Annotated in this window: 21 protein-coding genes; 11 read left to right on the forward strand and 10 right to left on the reverse strand. The window is 63.5% G+C overall.

What is annotated here, in order from left to right; all coding sequences use genetic code 11:
- Window positions 1-122 precede the first annotated feature (122 nt).
- The gene (locus C8348_RS16545) at window positions 123-1,565 is read left to right on the forward strand and encodes a TrkH family potassium uptake protein (RefSeq protein WP_106754483.1); all 1,443 of its coding nucleotides are present in this window, start codon (window positions 123-125) and stop codon (window positions 1,563-1,565) included.
- A gap of 47 nt (window positions 1,566-1,612) precedes the next feature.
- On the opposite strand, the gene ureG is transcribed toward C8348_RS16545, so the two are convergent.
- From ureG to C8348_RS16585, 9 genes are all read right to left on the reverse strand, one after another.
- The gene (ureG, locus tag C8348_RS16550; protein ID WP_106754484.1) at window positions 1,613-2,230 is read right to left on the reverse strand and encodes an urease accessory protein UreG; all 618 of its coding nucleotides are present in this window, start codon (window positions 2,228-2,230) and stop codon (window positions 1,613-1,615) included.
- Window positions 2,227-2,949 carry an urease accessory protein UreF gene (locus C8348_RS16555; RefSeq protein WP_244294039.1) on the reverse strand — a complete coding sequence of 241 codons (723 nt, stop codon included), beginning with the start codon at window positions 2,947-2,949 and terminating at the stop codon, window positions 2,227-2,229. Before C8348_RS16555 ends, ureG begins: the two co-directional genes overlap by 4 nt.
- 56 nt (window positions 2,950-3,005) lie before the next feature.
- Window positions 3,006-3,614, reverse strand: coding sequence for an urease accessory protein UreE (locus C8348_RS16560; RefSeq protein WP_106754485.1), 609 nt, complete (start codon window positions 3,612-3,614; stop codon window positions 3,006-3,008).
- A complete protein-coding gene (locus C8348_RS16565) occupies window positions 3,611-4,213 on the reverse strand; it encodes a glutathione S-transferase family protein (protein ID WP_106754486.1) in 603 nt (200 codons plus the stop codon). The genes C8348_RS16560 and C8348_RS16565 overlap by 4 nt, the downstream gene beginning before the upstream one ends.
- Before the next feature lie 57 nt (window positions 4,214-4,270).
- Complete coding sequence (gene ureC, locus C8348_RS16570; protein WP_106754487.1) at window positions 4,271-5,983, reverse strand: urease subunit alpha; 1,713 nt, start codon at window positions 5,981-5,983, stop codon at window positions 4,271-4,273.
- A 69-nt stretch (window positions 5,984-6,052) separates the two neighbouring features.
- Complete coding sequence (locus tag C8348_RS16575) at window positions 6,053-6,358, reverse strand: urease subunit beta (protein ID WP_106754488.1); 306 nt, start codon at window positions 6,356-6,358, stop codon at window positions 6,053-6,055.
- The gene (locus C8348_RS22005; RefSeq protein WP_157950451.1) at window positions 6,355-6,567 is read right to left on the reverse strand and encodes an LPXTG cell wall anchor domain-containing protein; all 213 of its coding nucleotides are present in this window, start codon (window positions 6,565-6,567) and stop codon (window positions 6,355-6,357) included. Before C8348_RS22005 ends, C8348_RS16575 begins: the two co-directional genes overlap by 4 nt.
- Window positions 6,568-6,847: 280 nt before the next feature.
- Window positions 6,848-7,150 carry an urease subunit gamma gene (locus C8348_RS16580; protein ID WP_106754489.1) on the reverse strand — a complete coding sequence of 101 codons (303 nt, stop codon included), beginning with the start codon at window positions 7,148-7,150 and terminating at the stop codon, window positions 6,848-6,850.
- Between the two features lie 29 nt (window positions 7,151-7,179).
- Window positions 7,180-8,010, reverse strand: a complete 831-nt coding sequence (locus C8348_RS16585) for an urease accessory protein UreD (RefSeq protein ID WP_106754572.1) — start codon at window positions 8,008-8,010, stop codon at window positions 7,180-7,182.
- 407 nt (window positions 8,011-8,417) lie between these two features.
- Here C8348_RS16585 and C8348_RS16590 point away from each other — a divergent pair, with 407 nt between their 5' ends.
- Window positions 8,418-9,785, forward strand: coding sequence for a D-alanyl-D-alanine carboxypeptidase family protein (locus C8348_RS16590; RefSeq protein WP_208983795.1), 1,368 nt, complete (start codon window positions 8,418-8,420; stop codon window positions 9,783-9,785).
- Between the two features lie 30 nt (window positions 9,786-9,815).
- Window positions 9,816-11,066, forward strand: a complete 1,251-nt coding sequence (locus C8348_RS16595; protein ID WP_106754490.1) for a CobW family GTP-binding protein — start codon at window positions 9,816-9,818, stop codon at window positions 11,064-11,066.
- Between the two features lie 3 nt (window positions 11,067-11,069).
- Here C8348_RS16595 and tesB read toward each other — a convergent pair whose 3' ends face one another.
- The gene (tesB, locus tag C8348_RS16600; protein WP_106754491.1) at window positions 11,070-11,933 is read right to left on the reverse strand and encodes an acyl-CoA thioesterase II; all 864 of its coding nucleotides are present in this window, start codon (window positions 11,931-11,933) and stop codon (window positions 11,070-11,072) included.
- Between the two features lie 191 nt (window positions 11,934-12,124).
- Here tesB and C8348_RS16605 point away from each other — a divergent pair, with 191 nt between their 5' ends.
- From C8348_RS16605 to C8348_RS16640, 8 genes are all read left to right on the forward strand, one after another.
- Entirely contained in the window at window positions 12,125-13,363 is a 1,239-nt protein-coding gene (locus C8348_RS16605; RefSeq protein WP_106754492.1) for a ubiquinone biosynthesis hydroxylase, read from the forward strand.
- Window positions 13,364-13,386: 23 nt separating this feature from the next.
- Complete coding sequence (locus C8348_RS16610; RefSeq protein WP_106754493.1) at window positions 13,387-14,262, forward strand: SDR family oxidoreductase; 876 nt, start codon at window positions 13,387-13,389, stop codon at window positions 14,260-14,262.
- An 85-nt stretch (window positions 14,263-14,347) separates the two neighbouring features.
- A complete protein-coding gene (locus C8348_RS16615) occupies window positions 14,348-14,545 on the forward strand; it encodes a twin transmembrane helix small protein (protein ID WP_106754494.1) in 198 nt (65 codons plus the stop codon).
- Window positions 14,546-14,576: 31 nt separating this feature from the next.
- Window positions 14,577-15,152 (forward strand): cob(I)yrinic acid a,c-diamide adenosyltransferase, encoded by a 576-nt coding sequence (locus tag C8348_RS16620; protein ID WP_106754495.1) that lies wholly within the window; start codon window positions 14,577-14,579, stop codon window positions 15,150-15,152.
- A 33-nt stretch (window positions 15,153-15,185) separates the two neighbouring features.
- On the forward strand, window positions 15,186-15,875 hold the full coding sequence (locus tag C8348_RS16625; RefSeq protein WP_106754496.1) for a rhomboid family intramembrane serine protease: 690 nt from the start codon (window positions 15,186-15,188) through the stop codon (window positions 15,873-15,875).
- A gap of 231 nt (window positions 15,876-16,106) precedes the next feature.
- The gene (locus C8348_RS16630; protein WP_106754497.1) at window positions 16,107-16,856 is read left to right on the forward strand and encodes an electron transfer flavoprotein subunit beta/FixA family protein; all 750 of its coding nucleotides are present in this window, start codon (window positions 16,107-16,109) and stop codon (window positions 16,854-16,856) included.
- 27 nt (window positions 16,857-16,883) lie between these two features.
- Entirely contained in the window at window positions 16,884-17,822 is a 939-nt protein-coding gene (locus C8348_RS16635) for an electron transfer flavoprotein subunit alpha/FixB family protein (protein ID WP_106754498.1), read from the forward strand.
- A 237-nt stretch (window positions 17,823-18,059) separates the two neighbouring features.
- Window positions 18,060-18,941, forward strand: a complete 882-nt coding sequence (locus tag C8348_RS16640) for a 3-hydroxybutyryl-CoA dehydrogenase (RefSeq protein WP_106754499.1) — start codon at window positions 18,060-18,062, stop codon at window positions 18,939-18,941.
- Window positions 18,942-18,943 lie beyond the last annotated feature (2 nt).

Genomic DNA, 18,943 nt, shown 5'->3' on the forward strand with positions numbered 1-18,943 from the left:
TGCAATCGGCAGCGGAACGGGGAACATGCGCCAAAGGCACAAGCGCCCTGCGCCATGCCGTTGCGAAGCTTCAGACTGGACGCGTCCGGGGATATGCCCGGCGCGCCAGCGAAAGAGACCCGATGAACTTTCGTGCCGTCATCCTGCCGATTGGCCGTCTTCTGATCATTATCGCCCTGTTCATGCTGCTGCCTGCCGGTGCTGATCTGATTGCTGGGCACAGCGACTGGGCGGTTTTTGCAACGACGGCGTTGATCCTTGGGGTTGTCGGCGCATTGATATCGGCGGCATTGGAGGGGCAGAAGTTCCAGTTCCGTCCGAAGGAAACGTTTCTTTTCGTCAATGCAGCCTGGCTTGTGTTCAGCCTGGCCGGGGCTATTCCCTTCTACCTTAGCGAAATAGGACTGAATTTTTCCGAAGCCTTCTTCGAGACTGCCTCAGGCCTGACGACCACCGGATCTACAGTCATCACTGGTCTCGATCGTCAACCCCCCGGCATTTTGCTGTGGCGGTCGCTGCTGCAATGGATCGGTGGTATCGGCATCGTCGTTATTGGAATCTGGTTGTTGCCGGGCCTGCGCATCGGTGGCTCCCAGCTCTTCGCCATCGAATCATCCGAGAAAACCAGCAAGCCCTATGGCCGGGTCGAGCCCTTCGTGGCGCGGTTGCTGATGCTGTATCTGACACTCAGCCTGTTTTGTGGTCTTGCCTATTATCTTGCTGGCATGACGGCTTTCGATGCAGTCAATCACATGATGACCACTGTCTCGACGGGCGGCTTTTCGACGTCCGACAGTTCGATGGGGAAATATTCCAGCAATCTGATGCTCTGGATCTCCATTGCCTTCATGTTGATGTCCGGGATTCCTTTTCTCTATCTCATCCGCGTAGCGGAGTGGCGCGACAATCCGCATCGGGGACAGGTCCGGTTTTTCATCGGTCTGACGGCTGCGATCAGCTTTCTGGTCTTTCTCTCGATCAATGGAACTGTTGACGAAGACCCCTTTACCCTGTTGACGCGGGCAACTTTCAACATTGTCTCGGTGGTGACCACGACCGGATACGCGTCCGATGACTGGCTGCTTTGGGGCAATTTCGTCATTGCCGTGTTCTTCTTCACCACCTTCATCGGCGGCTGTTCCGGATCGACGTCCGGCGGCTTCAAGATCTTCCGGATCCAGATCCTGATCAGTGCCATTCGCACCATGCTGAAGCGGGCGGTCCACCCAAGCCGGGTGATCGAACCGCGTTATGCTGGAACGCCTGTGTCCCCGGGCGTTCTTGAAGGTGTGCTTGTGTTTTCGGTGCTCTACACTGCGACCTTCGCAGGCTTTGCCTTTATCTACATGATGCTGGGCCTCGACATCGAGACAGCGCTCAGTGCCTCGATCACGGCACAGGCCAATGTGGGTCCCGGCATTGGCCCGATCATCGGTCCAGCCGGAAACTTTGCTCCCCTGTCCGATACGGTTACCCTGCTGCTCGCTTTCCAGATGATCCTCGGCCGGTTGGAACTGATTGGTGGTCTGCTGGTCTTCAGTCCCTATTTCTGGTCCCAGAACTGATTCAGGGCATGCAGGTCTATTGAGGCGGATCTGACCTCGCCGTGGCTTCAGTGCCCAAGTCCACCCTGTCGAACGATGAAGTCCGCGATCTCGCCGACGCCCTTGCCCGCCTTGGTGTTGGCGAAAAGATAAGGCCGGTCCTTGCGCATGCGCTTCGCGTCCCGGTCCATGACTGACAGGTCCACCTCGACATAAGGGGCCAGATCCGTCTTGTTGATCACCAGCAGGTCGGAGCGGGTGATGCCGGGGCCACCCTTGCGCGGGATTTCCTCACCGGCCGCCACGTCGATCACGTAGATCGTCAGGTCTGCCAGTTCCGGCGAGAAGGTGGCGGCCAGATTGTCACCGCCCGATTCGATCAGGATCAGGTCCAGGTCGGGAAACGTGCGGGTCAGGTCATGTACGGCGGCGAGATTGATCGAGGCATCCTCGCGGATCGCCGTGTGCGGGCAGCCGCCGGTTTCGACGCCGCGGATGCGTTCGCTCGGCAGCGCCTGCGAGCGCATCAACGCCTCGGCGTCCTCGCTCGTGTAGATGTCGTTGGTGATGACGGCGAGCGAGTAGCGGTCACGCAGTGCCTTGCAGAGCCGGTCGGTCAGCGTGGTCTTGCCGGCACCGACCGGGCCACCGATGCCGACGCGAAGCGGGCCATTGGGGGACGTCATGTTCTGAACAACCTCGTGTACTGGGTTTCGTGACGCATCGAGGCAATGTCAGCCCCAAACGCCGAACTGCCGATATCGGAGAGCGTGGTCGCATCAGTCGACCGGACGAGCTCAGCAATCACAGGCTCCATCCGGTGCAGCACGCGTTGTCCGTCCGTCTGGCCAAGCGGAACTGCGCGGATGGCCGCCGAGATGAGTGACGCCGCAAAGGCTTGCAACGCGGCCGTCAGCGTCAGGTGCACCGGGATCGACCAGGCGGCTGCCGTCAGTCCGACCGCCACAGGATAAGGCCAGGGATCAACGGCACTTTCCTGCGGCACCAGGCGCGAGAAGACGGCTGCGCCATCGCGGCCCGCCGGCGGCGCCCAGGCCTTGCGGCAGGTGTCGAGAAAGGCCGTCCCTTGCGCCGATGTTTCCAGCAGCCGTTCGCGCGACGGGGCAAGCGCGAGGCCATAATCGCGTGCCACCAGCACTGCGTCATCATCACCGGCCATGGCGGCGGCATGCGCTACGCGCAGCAGGATCGCGTCGGTCCGGCCGCTGCCATGGCGGAACAGGGCCACCAGATAGGCCTCCAGATCAGCCGCAGTCCGGATATCTCCGTCCTCGATGACCTGTTCCAGACCATGGCTGTAAGTGAACGCACCGATGGGAAAGGCCGGCGACAGCAAAGCCATCAGCCGGTACAGGCCGGTGCAATCCAGCCCGTCCGGTGCCACCCGCAGATCCGCAGCCGGCTCAGATGTTTCACATGAATCAGGGGTGGCTTGCCCTCTCAATGGGAATGTCCGTCGCCGTGTGTGTGTCCACGATGCCCATGCCCATGCCCATGCCCATGTCCGTGGTGATGGTCATGGGTGTGCCCGTGCCCGTGCCCGTGATCATGATGGGAATGGTCATGACCATGCCCATGGCCATGAACATGGTCGTGCGCTTGCGTCCGTCCATGACCATAGGCGCCGCCTTCGGGATCGAAGGGTGCCGACTTGGCCTCCATCGTCCCGCCGAGCAGCTCGACCAGGGCCTCGATGACGTGATCGCGGCGGATGCGCAGGCCATTGTCCAGTAGCTGGGTTGGCAGATGCCGGTTGCCGAGATGCCAGGCGATGCGGACGAGCGCTGCCGGCGAGACCGCCGTGATGTCCACCACATCCTCCGGGGCGGCCTGCACCTTGATCATGCGTCCGTCGTCCAGCTGCAGCCCGTCGCCATGGCGCAGCCAGGTCGCATCGGGCAGATCCAGCAGGAACTCCGTGCCGCCGTCCGTCGTCAGCACCGCCCGGCGGCGATGCCTGTCCTCGCCGTCGAGCGTGATCGTATCCAGCGACCAGTCGGGCCAGGTGCCAGCCGGCCGCACGAGCCCTGCGCGCAAGGGTGCGGTCATTTGGGCAGCTCCGCCACGCGCTTGCCCATTGCCAGATAGGCCGGCCGCTCGCGCAGCCGCTTGAAATAGGCGTGGAGCGGTCCATCCTTGGGCATTGGAAACTTTGCGCCTGCCGCCCAGCTGCCGCAATGACCAAGGATGAGATCCGGAACCGTGAAAGTATCGCCCATTACATAGGGCTTGCCGTCCAGCCGGCGGGCCAGTGTTTCCATCGCCTTGGTGAACTCGCCGTGGCAGATCTCCTGCATCTGCGGCGCGCAGTTCTCGTAGAACAGACCCTGTTTGGCGGACGTCCAGAGTGCACCTTCGATTTCGTCGACGCAGAACTGAGTGAAGCTGTCTTGAATGGCACGGTTCACTGTTCCGGCGGCGAATGTGCAGGTGCCGTGCTTGTCGGCCAGATACTGGACGATAGCCACGCTGTCGGTCAGTACCGCCTCGCCATCGACAAGGACGGGGATCTTTCCGCTTGGGTTGAAGGCCAGAGCTTCCGGGCTATGCGGTGCAGCCAGTACGATGTCGTAAGGCTGGCCGAGTTCCTCCAGCATCCAGTAGATGCGAATGGCGCGGCTGCGCGGACTGCCAATGACCTTGTACATGATGTCCCCGTGTCTCTCCTCGCGCGGGCTGAATTTCCAGCCGGCGTCAGTGCTAACCTAGAACAGGAAATAGCGCTGGGCCATGGGCAGGACATCCGCCGGCTCGCAGGTCAGCAGTTCCCCGTTCGCGCGCACCTCATAGGTTTCCGGATGCACCTCGACCACGGGCAGGGCGTTGTTGTGGATCATGGAGCGCTTGGAAATGCCCGACCGTGTGTTCTTCACCGGCAGCACCAAGCTGTCCAGTTCCAGCCGGTCCTTGATGCCATGCTCATGCGCGGCCTTCGACACGAAGGTCACCCGGCTTGCAGTCATCGCCTTGCCGAAGGCACCGAACATCGGGCGGTAGTGGACCGGCTGCGGCGTCGGGATCGAGGCATTCGGGTCGCCCATGGGCGCGGCGGCAATGGTGCCGAGCTTCAGGATCATGTCCGGCTTGACACCGAAGAAGGCGGGCGACCACAGCACCAGATCGGCCAGCTTGCCCACCTCGACCGAGCCGATGTGCTCGTCCAGCCCATGCGCGATGGCCGGGTTGATCGTCACCTTTGCGATGTAGCGCTTCACGCGCATGTTGTCGTTGTCGCCGGCTTCCTCGGGCAGGCGGCCGCGCTGGACGCGCATCTTGTGCGCGGTCTGGAAGGTGCGGATCAGGATCTCGCCGACGCGGCCCATGGCCTGGCTGTCGGACGAGATGATCGACATCGCGCCCATGTCGTGCAGGATGTCCTCGGCGGCGATGGTCTCGCGGCGGATGCGGCTCTCGGCGAAGGCCACGTCCTCGGGGATCGACGGATCGAGATGGTGGCAGACCATCAGCATGTCGAGATGCTCGTCGATGGTGTTGCGGGTGTAGGGCCGCGTCGGGTTGGTGGAGGAGGGGATCACATTGGCCTCGCCCACCACCTTGATGATGTCCGGCGCATGGCCGCCGCCCGCGCCCTCGGTGTGGAAGGCGTGAATGGTGCGGCCGCGGAAGGCGGACTTGGTGTTTTCCACGAAGCCGCTTTCGTTCAGCGTGTCGGTGTGGATCATCACCTGCACGTCGTACTCGTCGGCCACCGCAAGACAGGTGTCGATCGCGGCCGGCGTCGTGCCCCAGTCCTCGTGCAGCTTGAGGGCGCAGGCTCCGGCGAGGATCTGTTCCTCCAGCGCGGCCGGCAGGGAGGCATTGCCCTTGCCGGCAAAGGCGAGGTTCATTGGGAAGCTGTCGGCGGCTTGCAGCATGCGCGCCAGGTGCCAGGGGCCGGGGGTGCAGGTGGTGGCGTTGGTGCCGGTTGCCGGGCCCGTGCCGCCGCCCAGCATCGTGGTGACACCCGACATCAGCGCCTCGTCGATCTGCTGCGGGCAGATGTAGTGGATGTGCACGTCCAGCGCGCCGGCCGTCAGGATGCGTCCTTCCCCGGCGATCACTTCCGTGCCCGGCCCGACGATGATCGTCACGCCCGGCTGCACGTCCGGATTGCCCGCCTTGCCGATCCCTGCGATCCGCCCGTCCTTGAGGCCTACATCGGCCTTCACGATGCCCCAATGATCGACAATCAGCACATTCGTGATCACGGTATCGACGGCACCCGCCGAGCGCGGGTGCTGCGACTGGCCCATACCGTCGCGGATCACCTTGCCGCCGCCGAACTTCACCTCCTCGCCATAGATGGTGAAATCCTTCTCCACTTCGATGATCAGGTCGGTGTCGGCGAGGCGCAGACGATCGCCGGTGGTGGGACCGAACATGTCGGCATAGGCAGCGCGGGACATCTTGAACGGCATCGGTTTCCTCGCGTGTCGCGGTACTGGGCGGATGGGATCGTGGTGTTGGTCAGGTCAACCGGCTCGGGCTCACAAGGCCCCCATGACCTTCTGGTTGAAGCCATAGACGATGCGGTCGCCGCGATAGGGCACCAGATGCACACGCTTCGTCTGGCCTGGCTCGAAGCGCACCGCCGTTCCGGCCGGGATGTCCAGTCGCAGCCCGTGCGCGGCAGCCCGGTCAAAGCTCAGGCCGGCGTTCGTTTCAGCAAAGTGATAATGACTGCCCACCTGGACCGGCCGGTCGCCCGTATTGGCAACATCCAGTTCGACAACGGGCAAGCCGGCATTGAGTTCGATCTCTCCCTCGGCGGGGAACAATTGACCTGGGATCATTTCTTCATCTCCTTGCGGCGGCGGATGAACCCGATGACCCCGCCGATGACCAGTCCGGCTATGCCGATCAGGATCACTGTCGGCGTGAACAGGGCTTGTGAGGTCTCAGTTCCCTGGGCGAGGGCCGGGACCGGAATGAGGGTGGCAAAGGCGAGGCTGCTGACAGGACTTGGCCCAGCCGCTAAGCGGCGCCGCCTGGTGACTGGCACTGAGGCGCCGTGCTCCCCTCCCCCTCGTGGGGAGGGGATGGGGGTGGGGGGCAACGGACTGAAACGACGAGGAAACCGACATTTTTGACCATGGGCTCTCAAGGCATTTGGTGATCCGACTGGGTTCCGGGCGCCCCCCCACCCCTTACCCCTCCCCACGAGGGGGAGGGGGGCTGAAACGCCCGGATCCACCTGAGGGTCGCCGGTTTTGGCGGCTGCTACCCATGCGGCTGGCATGTCATGTGTCTCAAGGCCCAGCATCCGTTTCATGGATGGCCCCTCACCGGATCGGCTGGTGCACGGTGACGAGCTTTGTTCCATCGGGGAACGTTGCTTCCACCTGCACGTCGTGGATCATCTCGGCGATGCCGGGCATGACCTGATCGCGGGTCAGGACATGTGCTCCGGCCTCCATCAGTTCAGCAACGGTGCGGCCATCGCGCGCGCCCTCGACAACGAAATCGCTGATCAGGGCAATCGCCTCGGGATGGTTCAGCTTCACGCCGCGTTCCAGCCGCCGGCGGGCCACCATGGCGGCCATGGCGATCAGCAGCTTGTCCTTTTCGCGCGGGGTCAGGTTCACCGGCGGTCTCCGTCTGTTTTGGTCATGGGTCAGCAGTGCCAGACGCGGGGCAGGGGCGCGCCGCGATAGGCTTGAAGAAAGGAAATGAGGCCGTCGCGGAGGGCACGGCTGCCAGGACTTACAAAGCGAGCCAGCAGGCGGCCGTTCCAGGCGCTCACACCCGCGCGCAGCGGCAGGGCGTCGATGAGACCTCGCGCCCGGACGAGGTTCATCTCCGCATCCGGCCCGCAGTCGATGAAGGTGGCAAAGGCACGGGCGCCATTTAGGGTCGCCAGCGCCTGTAGGCTCGCGGCATCCGGGCCGAAGCGGACTGTGTCCGCATAAAGCAACCGGCCATCACGGTGGATGGTCCAGGCATCGCGGAACGAGGTGGTGGTGACGGTCTCGCCCATGGCCTCGCGGCCGAGAACGACCATCTCCAGCCCCATGAAACGGGCGCTGCCTGTCAGGTTCACCTGCAGGCTGCGGCGAAGATGCGACTGCTCGAACAGCATCGTTTCCTGCGGCAGCCATTCCAGCGTGCCCCCGTCGCCGACCGTGACGCGGTTGCGGACTTCACCTGCTCCGGATGTGCTGCGATAGGCCCGCTCGGCCGCCTGGGTGGTGACAATGGCGTGCCCGCCGCTCGCAACGCTTGCCTCGAACGAGAGCTGATCGCCACCGGTTATGCCGCCGGATGTGTTGAGCATGACAGCCACAGGCACGTCGTCATAGACCTTGGGCAGGCGGATCTTGGCCGAGCCGGATTGCCCGAGGCGAGCGAGTGTCGTTCTGGTCTGGCCTTCTGTCTGTGTGGTGCAGGCAAAATGCACGACGGCCGCGCCCTGGGCGCGTTGCAGGCGCGGAGCTGGCTCCGGCATCGGCTCAACCAATGCAAGCTTTGCCTGCGTGACGTCCTTCACTGCACCGTGCCCCCCGGTTCCTTCTTGCCGTGATCATGGTCGCTTGCCGCTCGCGCATGCAAGAGCCCAGTTGCAGGCAATGCCTTTGCCTGTCTGCATATCGTCATTGCTTAGCAAGCAGCGGGCCATCTGCCGGATCATGGCAGGCGATGTCCGGTTCGCGGGCATCGCGCCGGGTTGGGCTTGCCTCAATAGATGGCGATTGCCTGTTCCTGAGGCAGGCGTGACCCGTGCGAGGGGCCGGATCAGGCTGGATGTTGTGGGACGCGTGGGCATATCCTTTGCAATCCTTAACCTCTATCGGTTATTGAGTTTCGGGGTGTGGCCTTCGGGCCTGCGGGGCATTCTTTCACGACGAGGGCATCGTGCTCGGTGGATTTTACAAGGCGCGTGCGCTGGGCTTGGCGGCGCTGGCCGGCCTCAGCGTCCTATCTGCAACCCTGATGCCGGCGCGGGCGGACATCGGTCCCTACCTGGTGGTCGACGCGACAACGGGCGCCGTGCTGGAAGAGCACGAAGCGACCCGGCAATGGTATCCGGCTTCGTTGACCAAAATGATGACGGCCTATGTCGCATTGCGCGCGATCCGCGACGGTCGGCTTTCGCTGCAAGCTCCGGTCATCCAGTCTGCCAATTCGCTTGCACAGCCTCCCAGCAAGATGGGCTTCAAGGTTGGCACACAGCTGCCGCTTGAGACGGCCCTGACGATCCTGATGGTCAAATCGGCTAATGATATTGCAGTGGCTGTGGCTGAAACCGTCGGCGGCACGGAAGAGAATTTCATCACGATGATGAATGCCGAAGCCCGCCGGCTGGGAATGCGTGGCACAGTTTTTGTCAATCCGCATGGGTTGCCGGACAATCGCCAGATTTCCTCCGCCGCCGATCTCGCCCTGCTTGCAATTGCCCTGAAACGGGATTTTCCCGAGGCGCAGCATTTTTACCGTCATCCGGGCCTCAAGTTTGGCAAGCAGACGCTTCGCTCGGCCAACCGGGAATTCCTGCAGCGCGTGCCGGGCGCGGACGGCCTGAAGACAGGTTATATCTGCAACTCCGGTTACAATGTCGCTGCGTCCGCCACCCGCAATGGCCGCACGGTGATTGCCATCGTTCTGGGTGCGGGATCGGGTCTCGAGCGCACGGCCTTTTCCCGCCAGGTGATCGACCGCGGCTTCCGCACGCGCGGCTCCAGCACCACTGTCACAATGCTGCCGCGCGCCGGCACGCCACCTCCGGCCGATGGCTATTGCAAGCGCAACCGAAAGCCTGGTCCGGACGAGATCCTGGCGCGCTTTGATATGGCCAGTCCGCAAAAGTCCCGCTCTGCCGTCATGGCCCTCAGCAATCTCGATGACAGCAAGCCGATCATGCCCGGCATGCCGCAGCAAAGCGGCAGCGAACCGGGCGAAGACGGCGAAGATGTGCCGGCCGGCAAGGGAACAGGCAAGGTTGACTGGGCCATGATTCTGGACCGCACCGTCGGTGTCGAACAGGTCGCCTATGCCCCTGTGACCGTGTCCGTCGGTGTTGTGAAAGGCCAGACACAGGCAGCGCCTGCTGCACCCGCCTTGGCTGAAGTTGCCGGCTCGGCCCAGCCTCCCGTACGCCTGCCGGTTTCCAAGCCGCTGGACCTGCGGCCCTCGGGCATTGTTCCCGGCGCAGTTGCCGAGCCGGCCCCCGGTGCCATATTCAGGGCCCTGAACCCCCCGGTCAAACCTGCGCCCAGGCCGTAGCACCGGGCTGCCCGCCTGAAGGATAAGCTCATGTCCGCCGAACCGACCGCCGCCGCGCAGCCGCGTGGACCGAAGCCGCCCATTCCGCTGTCGATCATCACCGGCTTCCTCGGGTCCGGCAAGACGACGTTGCTCAACCGGATTCTCAAGGATCCGGTCATGGCGGACACGGCCGTCATCATCAACGAGTTCGGCGACATCGGCCTTGACCACCTGCTGGTCGACCGGTCCGACGATGGCGTGATGGAGCTGTCCTCCGGCTGCCTGTGCTGTACCATTCGTGGCGATCTCATCAACACGCTGGAAGACCTTTTGCGCCGTCTCGACAATGGTCGCATGGACAAGCTCGCCCGGGTGGTGATCGAGACCACGGGTCTGGCTGATCCCGCGCCGATCCTGCACACGGTGATGCTGCATCCCTATCTGATGCTGCGCTACCGGCTCGACAGCGTCGTGACCCTGGTCGATGCGGTCAACGGCATGTCGACGCTGGACGAGCATGTGGAATCCGTCCGCCAGGCCGCCGTCGCCGACCGCCTTGTGCTGACCAAGACGGATCTTCTGACCGGGCCGGAAGGTCAGGCTTCGCTCTCGGCGCTTCGCAGCCGGCTGATGACGCTCAATCCCGGAGCGCTGCAGCTGGAGGCCGCGGAAGGCGAGGCCGAGGCTGTGCACCTGTTCAATGCCGGGCTGTATGATCCTGCAACCAAGATCCCCGATGTGGCGCGCTGGCTCAATGCGGAGGCCTACGAGCCCAAGCCGGCGACGGGCCACGATCACCATCATGGCCATGAGCATGACCATGCGCATTGCCATGACGAGAATTGTGGTCATGACCACCATGATCATCACGCTCATGACCATAGCCACCACGGCCACCATCATCACGATGTAAACCGTCATGATGACAAGATCCGCGCCTTCACGCTGGCGGCGAACCGTCCCGTGCCGGCGGCGGCGCTGGAAATGTTCATCGATCTCTTGCGCTCGGCGCATGGGCCGAAGCTGCTGCGCGTCAAGGGCATCATCCAGATCGCCGAGGACCCGGAGCGTCCGGTGGTGATCCACGGCGTCCAGCACGTGTTTCATCCGCCGGTGACCCTGCCTGCCTGGCCGGATGCCGATCATCGCTCGCGGCTGGTGTTCATCACCTCCGATCTGCCGGAGGGCTTTGTCCGCCGCCTGTTCGATGCCTTCACGGGCGCGCTCCAGCCGGATACGCCGGATGCCCAGGCGATGATGGACAATCCTCTGGCGATCTCCGGCTTCTCGCCGCGCTGAAACTCAGGTCCGCTTCAGCCGGATCAGCCCTTCCTGCGCGGTGGAGGCGATGAGCTGGCCGTCGCGGCTGTACAGCGTGCCCCGGTTCATGCCGCGCCCGCCCGAGGATGACGGGCTGTCGGTCGTGTAGAGCATCCATTCATCGGCCCGGAAAGGGCGGTGGAACCACATCGAGTGGTCAAGGCTTGCCGGCTGGATATCCGGGCTGAAGACCGATTTGCCATGCGGGAACAGGGACGTGTCCAGCAGGGTCATGTCCGAGGCATAAGCCAGCACGCACTGGTGAATGCGCTGGTCGTCCGGCAGTGGATTTGTCGCGCGCACCCAGACATGCTGCACAGGATCCAGTTTCTTGGAGCTGAAATAGTGGGTGAGGTCGACGGGTCTCAGCTCGATCGGCCGTTCCCGTTCCCAGTACTTGCGGACATTGGGCGGGGCCACCTGCAGCAGCTTTTCCTTCAGGTCCTGCTCGCTAGGCAGGTCTTCCGGCATCGGGACGTTTGGCATCTCGACCTGGTGCTCCAGACCTTCTTCCAATGTCTGGAACGAGGCGGACATGGAGAAGATCGCCTGACCATGCTGGATGGCGACGACGCGCCTTGTGGTGAAGCTGCCGCCATCACGGATGCGGTCAACGTCATAGATGATCGGCACTGCCGGATCGCCCGGACGCAGGAAATAGCCGTGCAGGGAATGGATGTGCCGGTCTTCGCTCACCGTGCGCGAGGCCGCCACAAGGGCCTGGCCGATGACCTGCCCGCCATAAACCCGCTGCCAGCCAACCTGGGGGCTGCGACCTCTAAACAGATTGTGTTCCAGCGGTTCGAGGTCGAGAATGGACAAAAGTGTCTCGATGGCCGTGTTCATCGCCGCAATCCTTGCTACATGGTCCTTGGGCTGCAGCAGCCCGTGAGGGTGTGGGGATGCCGGTGACCGGCCGGTCACCGCACGTTTCCATGTGACTTGGACGTGCGCCGGGACCACAAGTCAATGCTGTCCAAAGGGAAGGGGGCGCCCCATATCAAGGCGCCGTCTTGCGAGTTCTGAAGGAGAAGACCATGGACGTGTCCGAAGCGGATGCCGAGCGGATTGACGTCGCGATTGCCGGTGGCGGCTATGTCGGGCTGTCGCTGGCGCTGGCGCTGAAGCAGGCGGATCCGTCGATGTCGGTTGCCGTCATCGATCCCAAGCCCATGGACACGCTGGGCAAGGATCCCCGTGCGTCCGCCATTGCCGCTGCCGCTTGCCGCATGCTGGACCAGCTCGGCATCTGGCAGGACATCAAGTCCAAGGCGCAGCCGATCAACGAGATGATCGTCACGGACAGCCGCCTGCGCGATGCGGTTCGGCCCGTCTATCTGACCTTCGCCGGTGACCGCCAGGCGGGTGAGGCCTTTGCCCATATGGTGCCGAATGGCGTCATGCTTCCGGCGCTGCATGCGGCGGCTGCGGCGCTGGGCGTCGTGTTCCACGCCCCCGATACCGCCCGGGATTTCAGCACGGCTCCTGGCCGGGTTGAAATTCACACGGCCTCCGGCAAGACCCTGTCGGCCCGGCTGCTGGTTGCCGCTGATGGGGTGAAGTCGCGGTTGCGCGACCTGGCCGGCATCCGGACGGTGCACTGGGCCTATGGCCAGTCCGGCATCGTGACAACGGTCAAGCACGAGCGGCCGCACAACGGCCGCGCCGAGGAACATTTCCTGCCCGCCGGCCCCTTTGCCATCCTGCCGCTGCCCGGCAACCGCTCGTCGCTGGTCTGGACCGAGCGCACCGCAGATGCGGACCGCCTGGTGCGCGGCGATGACTTCACCTTCGAGATCGAGCTGGAGCGCCGCTTCGGCCATCATCTCGGCAAACTGGAACTGGATGGACCGCGCCACGCTTACCCGCTGGGGCTGACCCTGGCGCGCGAATACATCCGCCCGCGCTTTGCCCTTGCCGGTGATGCGGCGCATGGCATTCACCCGATTGCCGGACAGGGGCTCAACATGGGCTTCAAGGACGTGGCGGCGCTGGCAGAGGTGCTGGTGACGGCCCGCCGCCTCGGCCAGGACATCGGCGCGTTCGATGTGCTGGAGCGGTACCAGACCTGGCGCCGCTTCGATGCGTTCCAGATGGGTGTGGTGACGGATGTGCTCAACCGGTTGTTCTCGAATGATATCGACATCCTGCGCGGAATCCGCGACTTTGGCCTCGGTCTCGTCGAGCGGATGCCGAGGTTGAAAACCGGATTCATCCGCGAAGCGGCGGGATTTGCCGGTCCTGCGCCGAAGCTTTTGACCGGCGAGCCGATCTGACGCTTGAGGGTTGAACTTCGTTTATGACGGACCTTGCAGAACCGGGCAGCGCGGCCGCTCGCAGCATACTCATCACGGGCTGTTCCAGCGGTATCGGTGCCTCGGCGGCCCGGCTCCTGCGCGGCCGCAACTGGCGTGTGTTTCCAACGGCGCGGCGGCTTGAAGACGTTGCCGAGCTGAAGGCGCAGGGCTTTGAGGCCTTCCTGCTCGACTACGAGAACGAAGCGACAATTCACGCTGCGCTGGGCGAAATCCTTGAGCGCAGCGGTGGCCGGCTTGATGCGCTGTTCAACAATGGTGCCTATGCCGTTCCCTGCGCGCTGGAGGACTTGCCGACAGACGCGCTGCGCGGCCTGTTCGAGGCGAACTTCTTCGGCTGGCACGCGTTGACGCGTCAGGTCGTGCCGGTCATGCGGGCGCAAGGGGCGGGGCGCATCGTGCAGTGTTCCTCGATCCTGGGCTTTATCGCGATGAAGTACCGGGGCGCCTACACCGCATCGAAATTTGCCCTTGAGGCCTATTCCGACACCCTGCGGCACGAGTTGCACGGCACGGGCATCCATGTGGCCCTGATCGAGCCGGGGCCGATCGATACCGCCTTCACGGCCAATGCGATGGCCAATTTCCATCGCTGGATCGGGCGGGAAGGACTGGAGGCGTCTGTTCATCGCGCAGCCTATGAACGACGGCTGAAGCGCATGGAAAACGGCGAACCGGGCCGGTTCAAGTTGCAGCCGGAAGCAGTTGTCGAGCAGCTGATCCATGCCATCGAATCACCCCACCCAAAGGCACGCTATCGCACGACGGTTCCGACCAAGGTGATGACGGTGCTCAAGCGCCTGCTCTCGACCAGGGCGCTGGACCGCATGCTCATGAATGCGGCCGACAAGGAAGAATGATCAATCAATGAGGTCTGCCGGCGCAGCGCCGGCGTAAGACGACATCCGCTGCCGGGGCTGCGGCGGACGACAGGACGGAACCATTATGGGCAATATTCTCTACAATCTTGTTCCGGTCGCGGTGGGCGCGGTCGCAGTCGTGCTCTTTCTCGGACTGTGGAACATGTTTCGCGGCGGCTCTGCGAGCAAGTCGCAGCAGCTGATGCGCTGGCGCGTTGGCCTTCAGTTTCTTGCCATCGTCATCATCATGGCGACGCTCTATTTCCTCGGGCCGAAGCCCTGATCGTCAGCATTGAGAAGGGCAGGGGGAAGACATGGTTGTCCTGAACAAGATCTACACCAAGACCGGTGATAACGGCACGACCGCGCTGGGGTCCGGCGAACGCCGTCCGAAGTATGACCTGCGCATCGAGGCCTATGGCACCGTCGACGAGACAAATTCGGTGGTCGGGCTTGTGCGCCTTGCCCTTGGCGAATCAGATCCGCAGGTGGATGGCATCCTGTCGCGGATCCAGAACGACCTGTTCGATCTTGGCGCCGATCTGGCGACACCGGACACGGGCCAGGACCTTGGCTATGAGCCGCTGCGCATCACGGATCACCAGGTGACCGCGATCGAGGAGGCCATCGACCTGCTCAATGCCGATCTCAAGCCGCTGCGCTCCTTCGTGCTGCCGGGTGGAACGCCGGCGGCGACCTATCTGCATCTCGCCCGCACCGTGTCGCGCCGTGCCGAGCGGCTGATGGTCGAGCTGGCGGGCCGGGAACAGGTCAATCCCGCCGCAACGCGCTACATGAACCGTCTGTCGGACTTCTTTTTCGTCGCCTCGCGCTATCTGAATGACAAGGGCGCGCTTGACGTTCTGTGGGTGCCGGGCAAAAACCGGTAAGGCCGTTTCGGCCGGTACGGAGCGGCGGCGGGCATGTTCATTCCACTTCACGACCATAACCCGCTGCGCCATGTGCTGCGGCCGTATGTCACATGGGGGCTGATCCTCGCCAACGTGCTTGCCTTCGTTGTCCTGCAAGGCGCGGGATTGGGCGAGGCGGTCGAAGCGGGCGCCTTCTCCTTTGGCCTGATTCCGTCCGTCCTGTTCGACATTCGCGACCTGTCACCGGAGCTGATTGTTGTCCCGGAACAGGCAACGCTTGTCACCTATTCCTTTCTTCATGCCGATATCTGGCATCTGGGCGGCAACATGCTGTTCCTGTGGGTCTTCGGTGACAATGTCGAAGATGCGCTTGGCCACGTGAAGTTCCTGCTTTTCTATCTCCTGTCCGCCGCGGCCGGTGGCCTCGCCTATGCGCTGCTGTCGCCGAATTCGGACATGCCGCTCATTGGTGCCTCGGGGGCTGTTTCCGGCATTGTCGCGGCCTATGTGATGTTGCATCCGCGCGTCCGCGTCTGGGTTCTGGTGCTGGGCCGCATTCCCTTGCCGATCCCCGCGCTCTGGGCGCTGGGGGCCTGGATCGGGTTGCAGTTCTTCAATCTCGTCACCGACGGCGACAGCCAGGTTGCCTGGTCCGCCCATGTCGGTGGGATTGTTGCAGGTGCCGTTCTGGTGATGGTGCTCAGGCGGCGCGGTGTGCCATTGTTCGACAAAGGGCTCTGAGACGGGCCCGAATGACCTGGCCAAAGGGATGATGCTGGCTCCTGCAATGCAGCAAATAGCCTATGCCGCTTCCCTTGCGCCATCGTTGACACCTGACGTGCGGGTGATTACCGTCCCCCGCCATACAAAGAGTTTGGCTGAAACCCGCCGTTTTCCGGGATGGATCGTAAGCCGGCTTGAACAGTTGATGCGGTGCGGCAGAAAAGCCGTCCGAGCGGGAGGATAAAACCGATGAAGATCCTTGTGCCCGTCAAGCGGGTGATCGACTACAACGTGAAGGTCCGCGTGAAGCCGGATGGCTCTGGTGTTGACCTTGCCAACGTGAAGATGTCGATGAACCCCTTCGACGAAATCTCCGTCGAAGAGGCGCTGCGCCTCAAGGAAGCCGGCAAGGCAACCGAGGTGGTTGTCGTGTCCGTCGGCCCGGCCCAGGCGACCGAGACCCTGCGCACCGCGCTGGCGATGGGTGCTGACCGCGGCATTCTCGTGAAGACCGATGCGACCACCGAGCCGCTCGCCGTTGCCAAGATCCTCAAGGCACTGGTTGACGCGGAAGCACCTGGTCTCGTCATCGTTGGCAAGCAGGCCATCGACGACGACTGCAACCAGACCGGTCAGATGCTGGCTGCGCTGCTGGGCTGGGGCCAGGGCACCTTCGCCTCGAAGGTCGACCTTGCCGGCGAAACCGTTGATGTGACCCGCGAAGTCGACGGCGGCCTGCAGACCGTGAAGCTGAAGCTGCCGGCCGTGGTGACCACGGACCTGCGCCTCAACGAGCCGCGCTATGCGTCGCTGCCGAACATCATGAAGGCCAAGAAGAAGCCGATCGACGAAAAGACCCCGGAAGAGCTCGGCGTCGACATCGCTGCGCGCCTGACCGTGCTGAAGACCGTCGAACCGGCGTCGCGCCAGGCCGGCGTCAAGGTCGGCTCCGCCGCTGAACTGGTCGCCAAGCTGAAGAACGAGGCCGGCGTCCTCTGAGGGACCCGTCGCAGGAGGAACTGATCCATGACCACCCTTCTCGTGGCCGAACATGCCGCTGGCGCGCTGAATGACGCGACCGCGAAGGCCCTGACCGCCGCTGCCAAGCTCGGCGGTGATGTCCATGTGCTGGTGGCCGGCAACGGCGCCCGCGCGGTTGCCGCTGAAGCTGCCAAGCTGTCCGGCGTTGCCAAGGTTCTCGTGGCCGAAAGCGATGCTCTCGCCCATCAGCTCGCCGAACCGCTGGCCGACCTGATCGTCTCGCTTGCCGGCGGCTACTCCGCCATCGTCGCCCCGGCGACGGCAAGCGGCAAGAACACCCTGCCGCGCGTTGCTGCCCTGCTCGACGTGATGCAGATCTCTGAAGTGACCGCCGTGATCGACGCCGACACGTTCGAGCGCCCGATCTACGCCGGCAACGCCATCCAGACCGTCAAGTCCAGCGATGCCAAGAAGGTCCTGACCGTTCGCACGGCCTCCTTCGCGGCGGCCGGCCAGGGCGGTTCGGCGGCGATTGAAGACGCAGCTGTTCCGGCAGCCGCCGGCCTGTCGTCCTTCGTTGGCGAAGAGCTGTCGAAGTCTGACCGTCCGGAACTCGCCTCGGCGAAGATCATCATCTCCGGTGGTCGCGCGCTTGGGTCCTCCGAGAAGTTTCAGGAAGTCATCCTGCCGGTGGCGGATGCGCTGGGTGCAGCCGTTGGCGCGTCCCGTGCCGCCGTCGACGCGGGCTACGCCCCGAACGACTGGCAGGTGGGTCAGACCGGCAAGGTCGTCGCCCCGCAGCTCTACATCGCCTGCGGCATTTCCGGCGCGATCCAGCATCTGGCCGGCATGAAGGACTCCAAGGTCATCGTGGCGATCAACAAGGACGAAGAGGCCCCGATCTTCCAGGTGGCGGACTACGGCCTGGTTGGCGACCTTTTCGACATCCTGCCGCAGCTCAAGGCCGAGCTGGAAAAGGCCTGAGTCAAATGACCCGCGGCGGCTCCCGTCGCGGGTCATTTTGCATTCTTGTTCGTGTCCCTGGCCGCAATGCCACAGCCACGACATATAACTTAACGAAAACTTCAGGGCGGGCCGCTTTTCCGCCGGGAGTTCTTGCCGCCACGCGCCAGTCTTGTAAAGAATAGCGTGGTTCGAGTGAGGGTTCGGCAACGGCCGTTGCCCGTGTCACCGTGGCTTGCAACAGAATCGGATGGAACGATGGTGGTCGAGATCAGGAAAATCGGCGTGATCGGATCGGGCCAGATGGGCAGCGGCATCGCTCATGTCTGCGCCCTGGCAGGGTATCAGGTCATCCTCAACGACCTCTCCCGCGACCGGATCGAGTCCGGGCTTGCCTCGATCAATGGTAACCTGGCGCGCCAGGTCGGCAAGGGACAGATTGCCGAGGAAGAACGCTCGGCGGCCCTCGACAGGCTGTCGGGTGCTGAAAACCTCGACATGCTTGCCGACGTCGATCTCATCATCGAGTCCGCCACCGAGAACGAGCAGGTCAAGCGCAAGATTTTCGCCCAGCTCTGCCCGGTGCTGAAGCCGGAAGCGATGCTGGCGACCAACACTTCTTCAATCTCGATCACCCGTTTGGCGGCCACCACCGACCGGCCGGAGCGCTTCATCGGCATCCACTTCATGAACCCGGTTCCGATCATGGAACTGGTCGAGCTGGTGCGTGGCATCGCCACCGAAGACGAGACTTTCGAGGCGGCGAAGGGTTTTGTCTCGCGCATTGGCAAGACGGTTGCCGTTGCCGAAGATTTCCCGGCTTTCATGGTCAACCGCATCCTGCTGCCGATGATCAACGAGGCGATCTACACGCTTTATGAGGGCGTCGGTTCGGTCGAGGCCATCGACACCGCGATGAAGCTCGGTGCGAACCACCCGATGGGCCCGCTGCAGCTGGCCGATTTCATCGGTCTCGACACCTGCCTGTCGATCATGCAGGTGCTTTATGAGGGCCTCGCCGACAGCAAGTACCGTCCGTGCCCGCTGCTGGTGAAATATGTCGAGGCCGGCTGGCTGGGCCGAAAGACCCGTCGCGGCTTCTACGACTATCGCGGCGACACCCCGGTTCCGACCCGCTGACG

This window comes from Pannonibacter carbonis (assembly GCF_003012935.1).
Taxonomy (GTDB): Bacteria; Pseudomonadota; Alphaproteobacteria; order Rhizobiales; family Stappiaceae; genus Pannonibacter; species Pannonibacter carbonis.

Bases quoted from the DNA above. Each gene is read 5' to 3' on its own strand.
- C8348_RS16545 (WP_106754483.1), top strand. From the start codon at position 123: ATGAACTTTCGTGCCGTCATCCTGCCGATTGGCCGTCTTCTGATCATT.
- ureG (WP_106754484.1), bottom strand. From the start codon at position 2,230: ATGACGTCCCCCAATGGCCCGCTTCGCGTCGGCATCGGTGGCCCGGTC.
- C8348_RS16560 (WP_106754485.1), bottom strand. From the start codon at position 3,614: ATGACCGCACCCTTGCGCGCAGGGCTCGTGCGGCCGGCTGGCACCTGG.
- C8348_RS16565 (WP_106754486.1), bottom strand. From the start codon at position 4,213: ATGTACAAGGTCATTGGCAGTCCGCGCAGCCGCGCCATTCGCATCTAC.
- ureC (WP_106754487.1), bottom strand. From the start codon at position 5,983: ATGCCGTTCAAGATGTCCCGCGCTGCCTATGCCGACATGTTCGGTCCC.
- C8348_RS16575 (WP_106754488.1), bottom strand. From the start codon at position 6,358: ATGATCCCAGGTCAATTGTTCCCCGCCGAGGGAGAGATCGAACTCAAT.
- C8348_RS16585 (WP_106754572.1), bottom strand. From the start codon at position 8,010: ATGCCGGAGCCAGCTCCGCGCCTGCAACGCGCCCAGGGCGCGGCCGTC.
- C8348_RS16595 (WP_106754490.1), top strand. From the start codon at position 9,816: ATGTCCGCCGAACCGACCGCCGCCGCGCAGCCGCGTGGACCGAAGCCG.
- tesB (WP_106754491.1), bottom strand. From the start codon at position 11,933: ATGAACACGGCCATCGAGACACTTTTGTCCATTCTCGACCTCGAACCG.
- C8348_RS16605 (WP_106754492.1), top strand. From the start codon at position 12,125: ATGGACGTGTCCGAAGCGGATGCCGAGCGGATTGACGTCGCGATTGCC.
- C8348_RS16610 (WP_106754493.1), top strand. From the start codon at position 13,387: ATGACGGACCTTGCAGAACCGGGCAGCGCGGCCGCTCGCAGCATACTC.
- C8348_RS16615 (WP_106754494.1), top strand. From the start codon at position 14,348: ATGGGCAATATTCTCTACAATCTTGTTCCGGTCGCGGTGGGCGCGGTC.
- C8348_RS16620 (WP_106754495.1), top strand. From the start codon at position 14,577: ATGGTTGTCCTGAACAAGATCTACACCAAGACCGGTGATAACGGCACG.
- C8348_RS16625 (WP_106754496.1), top strand. From the start codon at position 15,186: ATGTTCATTCCACTTCACGACCATAACCCGCTGCGCCATGTGCTGCGG.
- C8348_RS16630 (WP_106754497.1), top strand. From the start codon at position 16,107: ATGAAGATCCTTGTGCCCGTCAAGCGGGTGATCGACTACAACGTGAAG.
- C8348_RS16635 (WP_106754498.1), top strand. From the start codon at position 16,884: ATGACCACCCTTCTCGTGGCCGAACATGCCGCTGGCGCGCTGAATGAC.
- C8348_RS16640 (WP_106754499.1), top strand. From the start codon at position 18,060: ATGGTGGTCGAGATCAGGAAAATCGGCGTGATCGGATCGGGCCAGATG.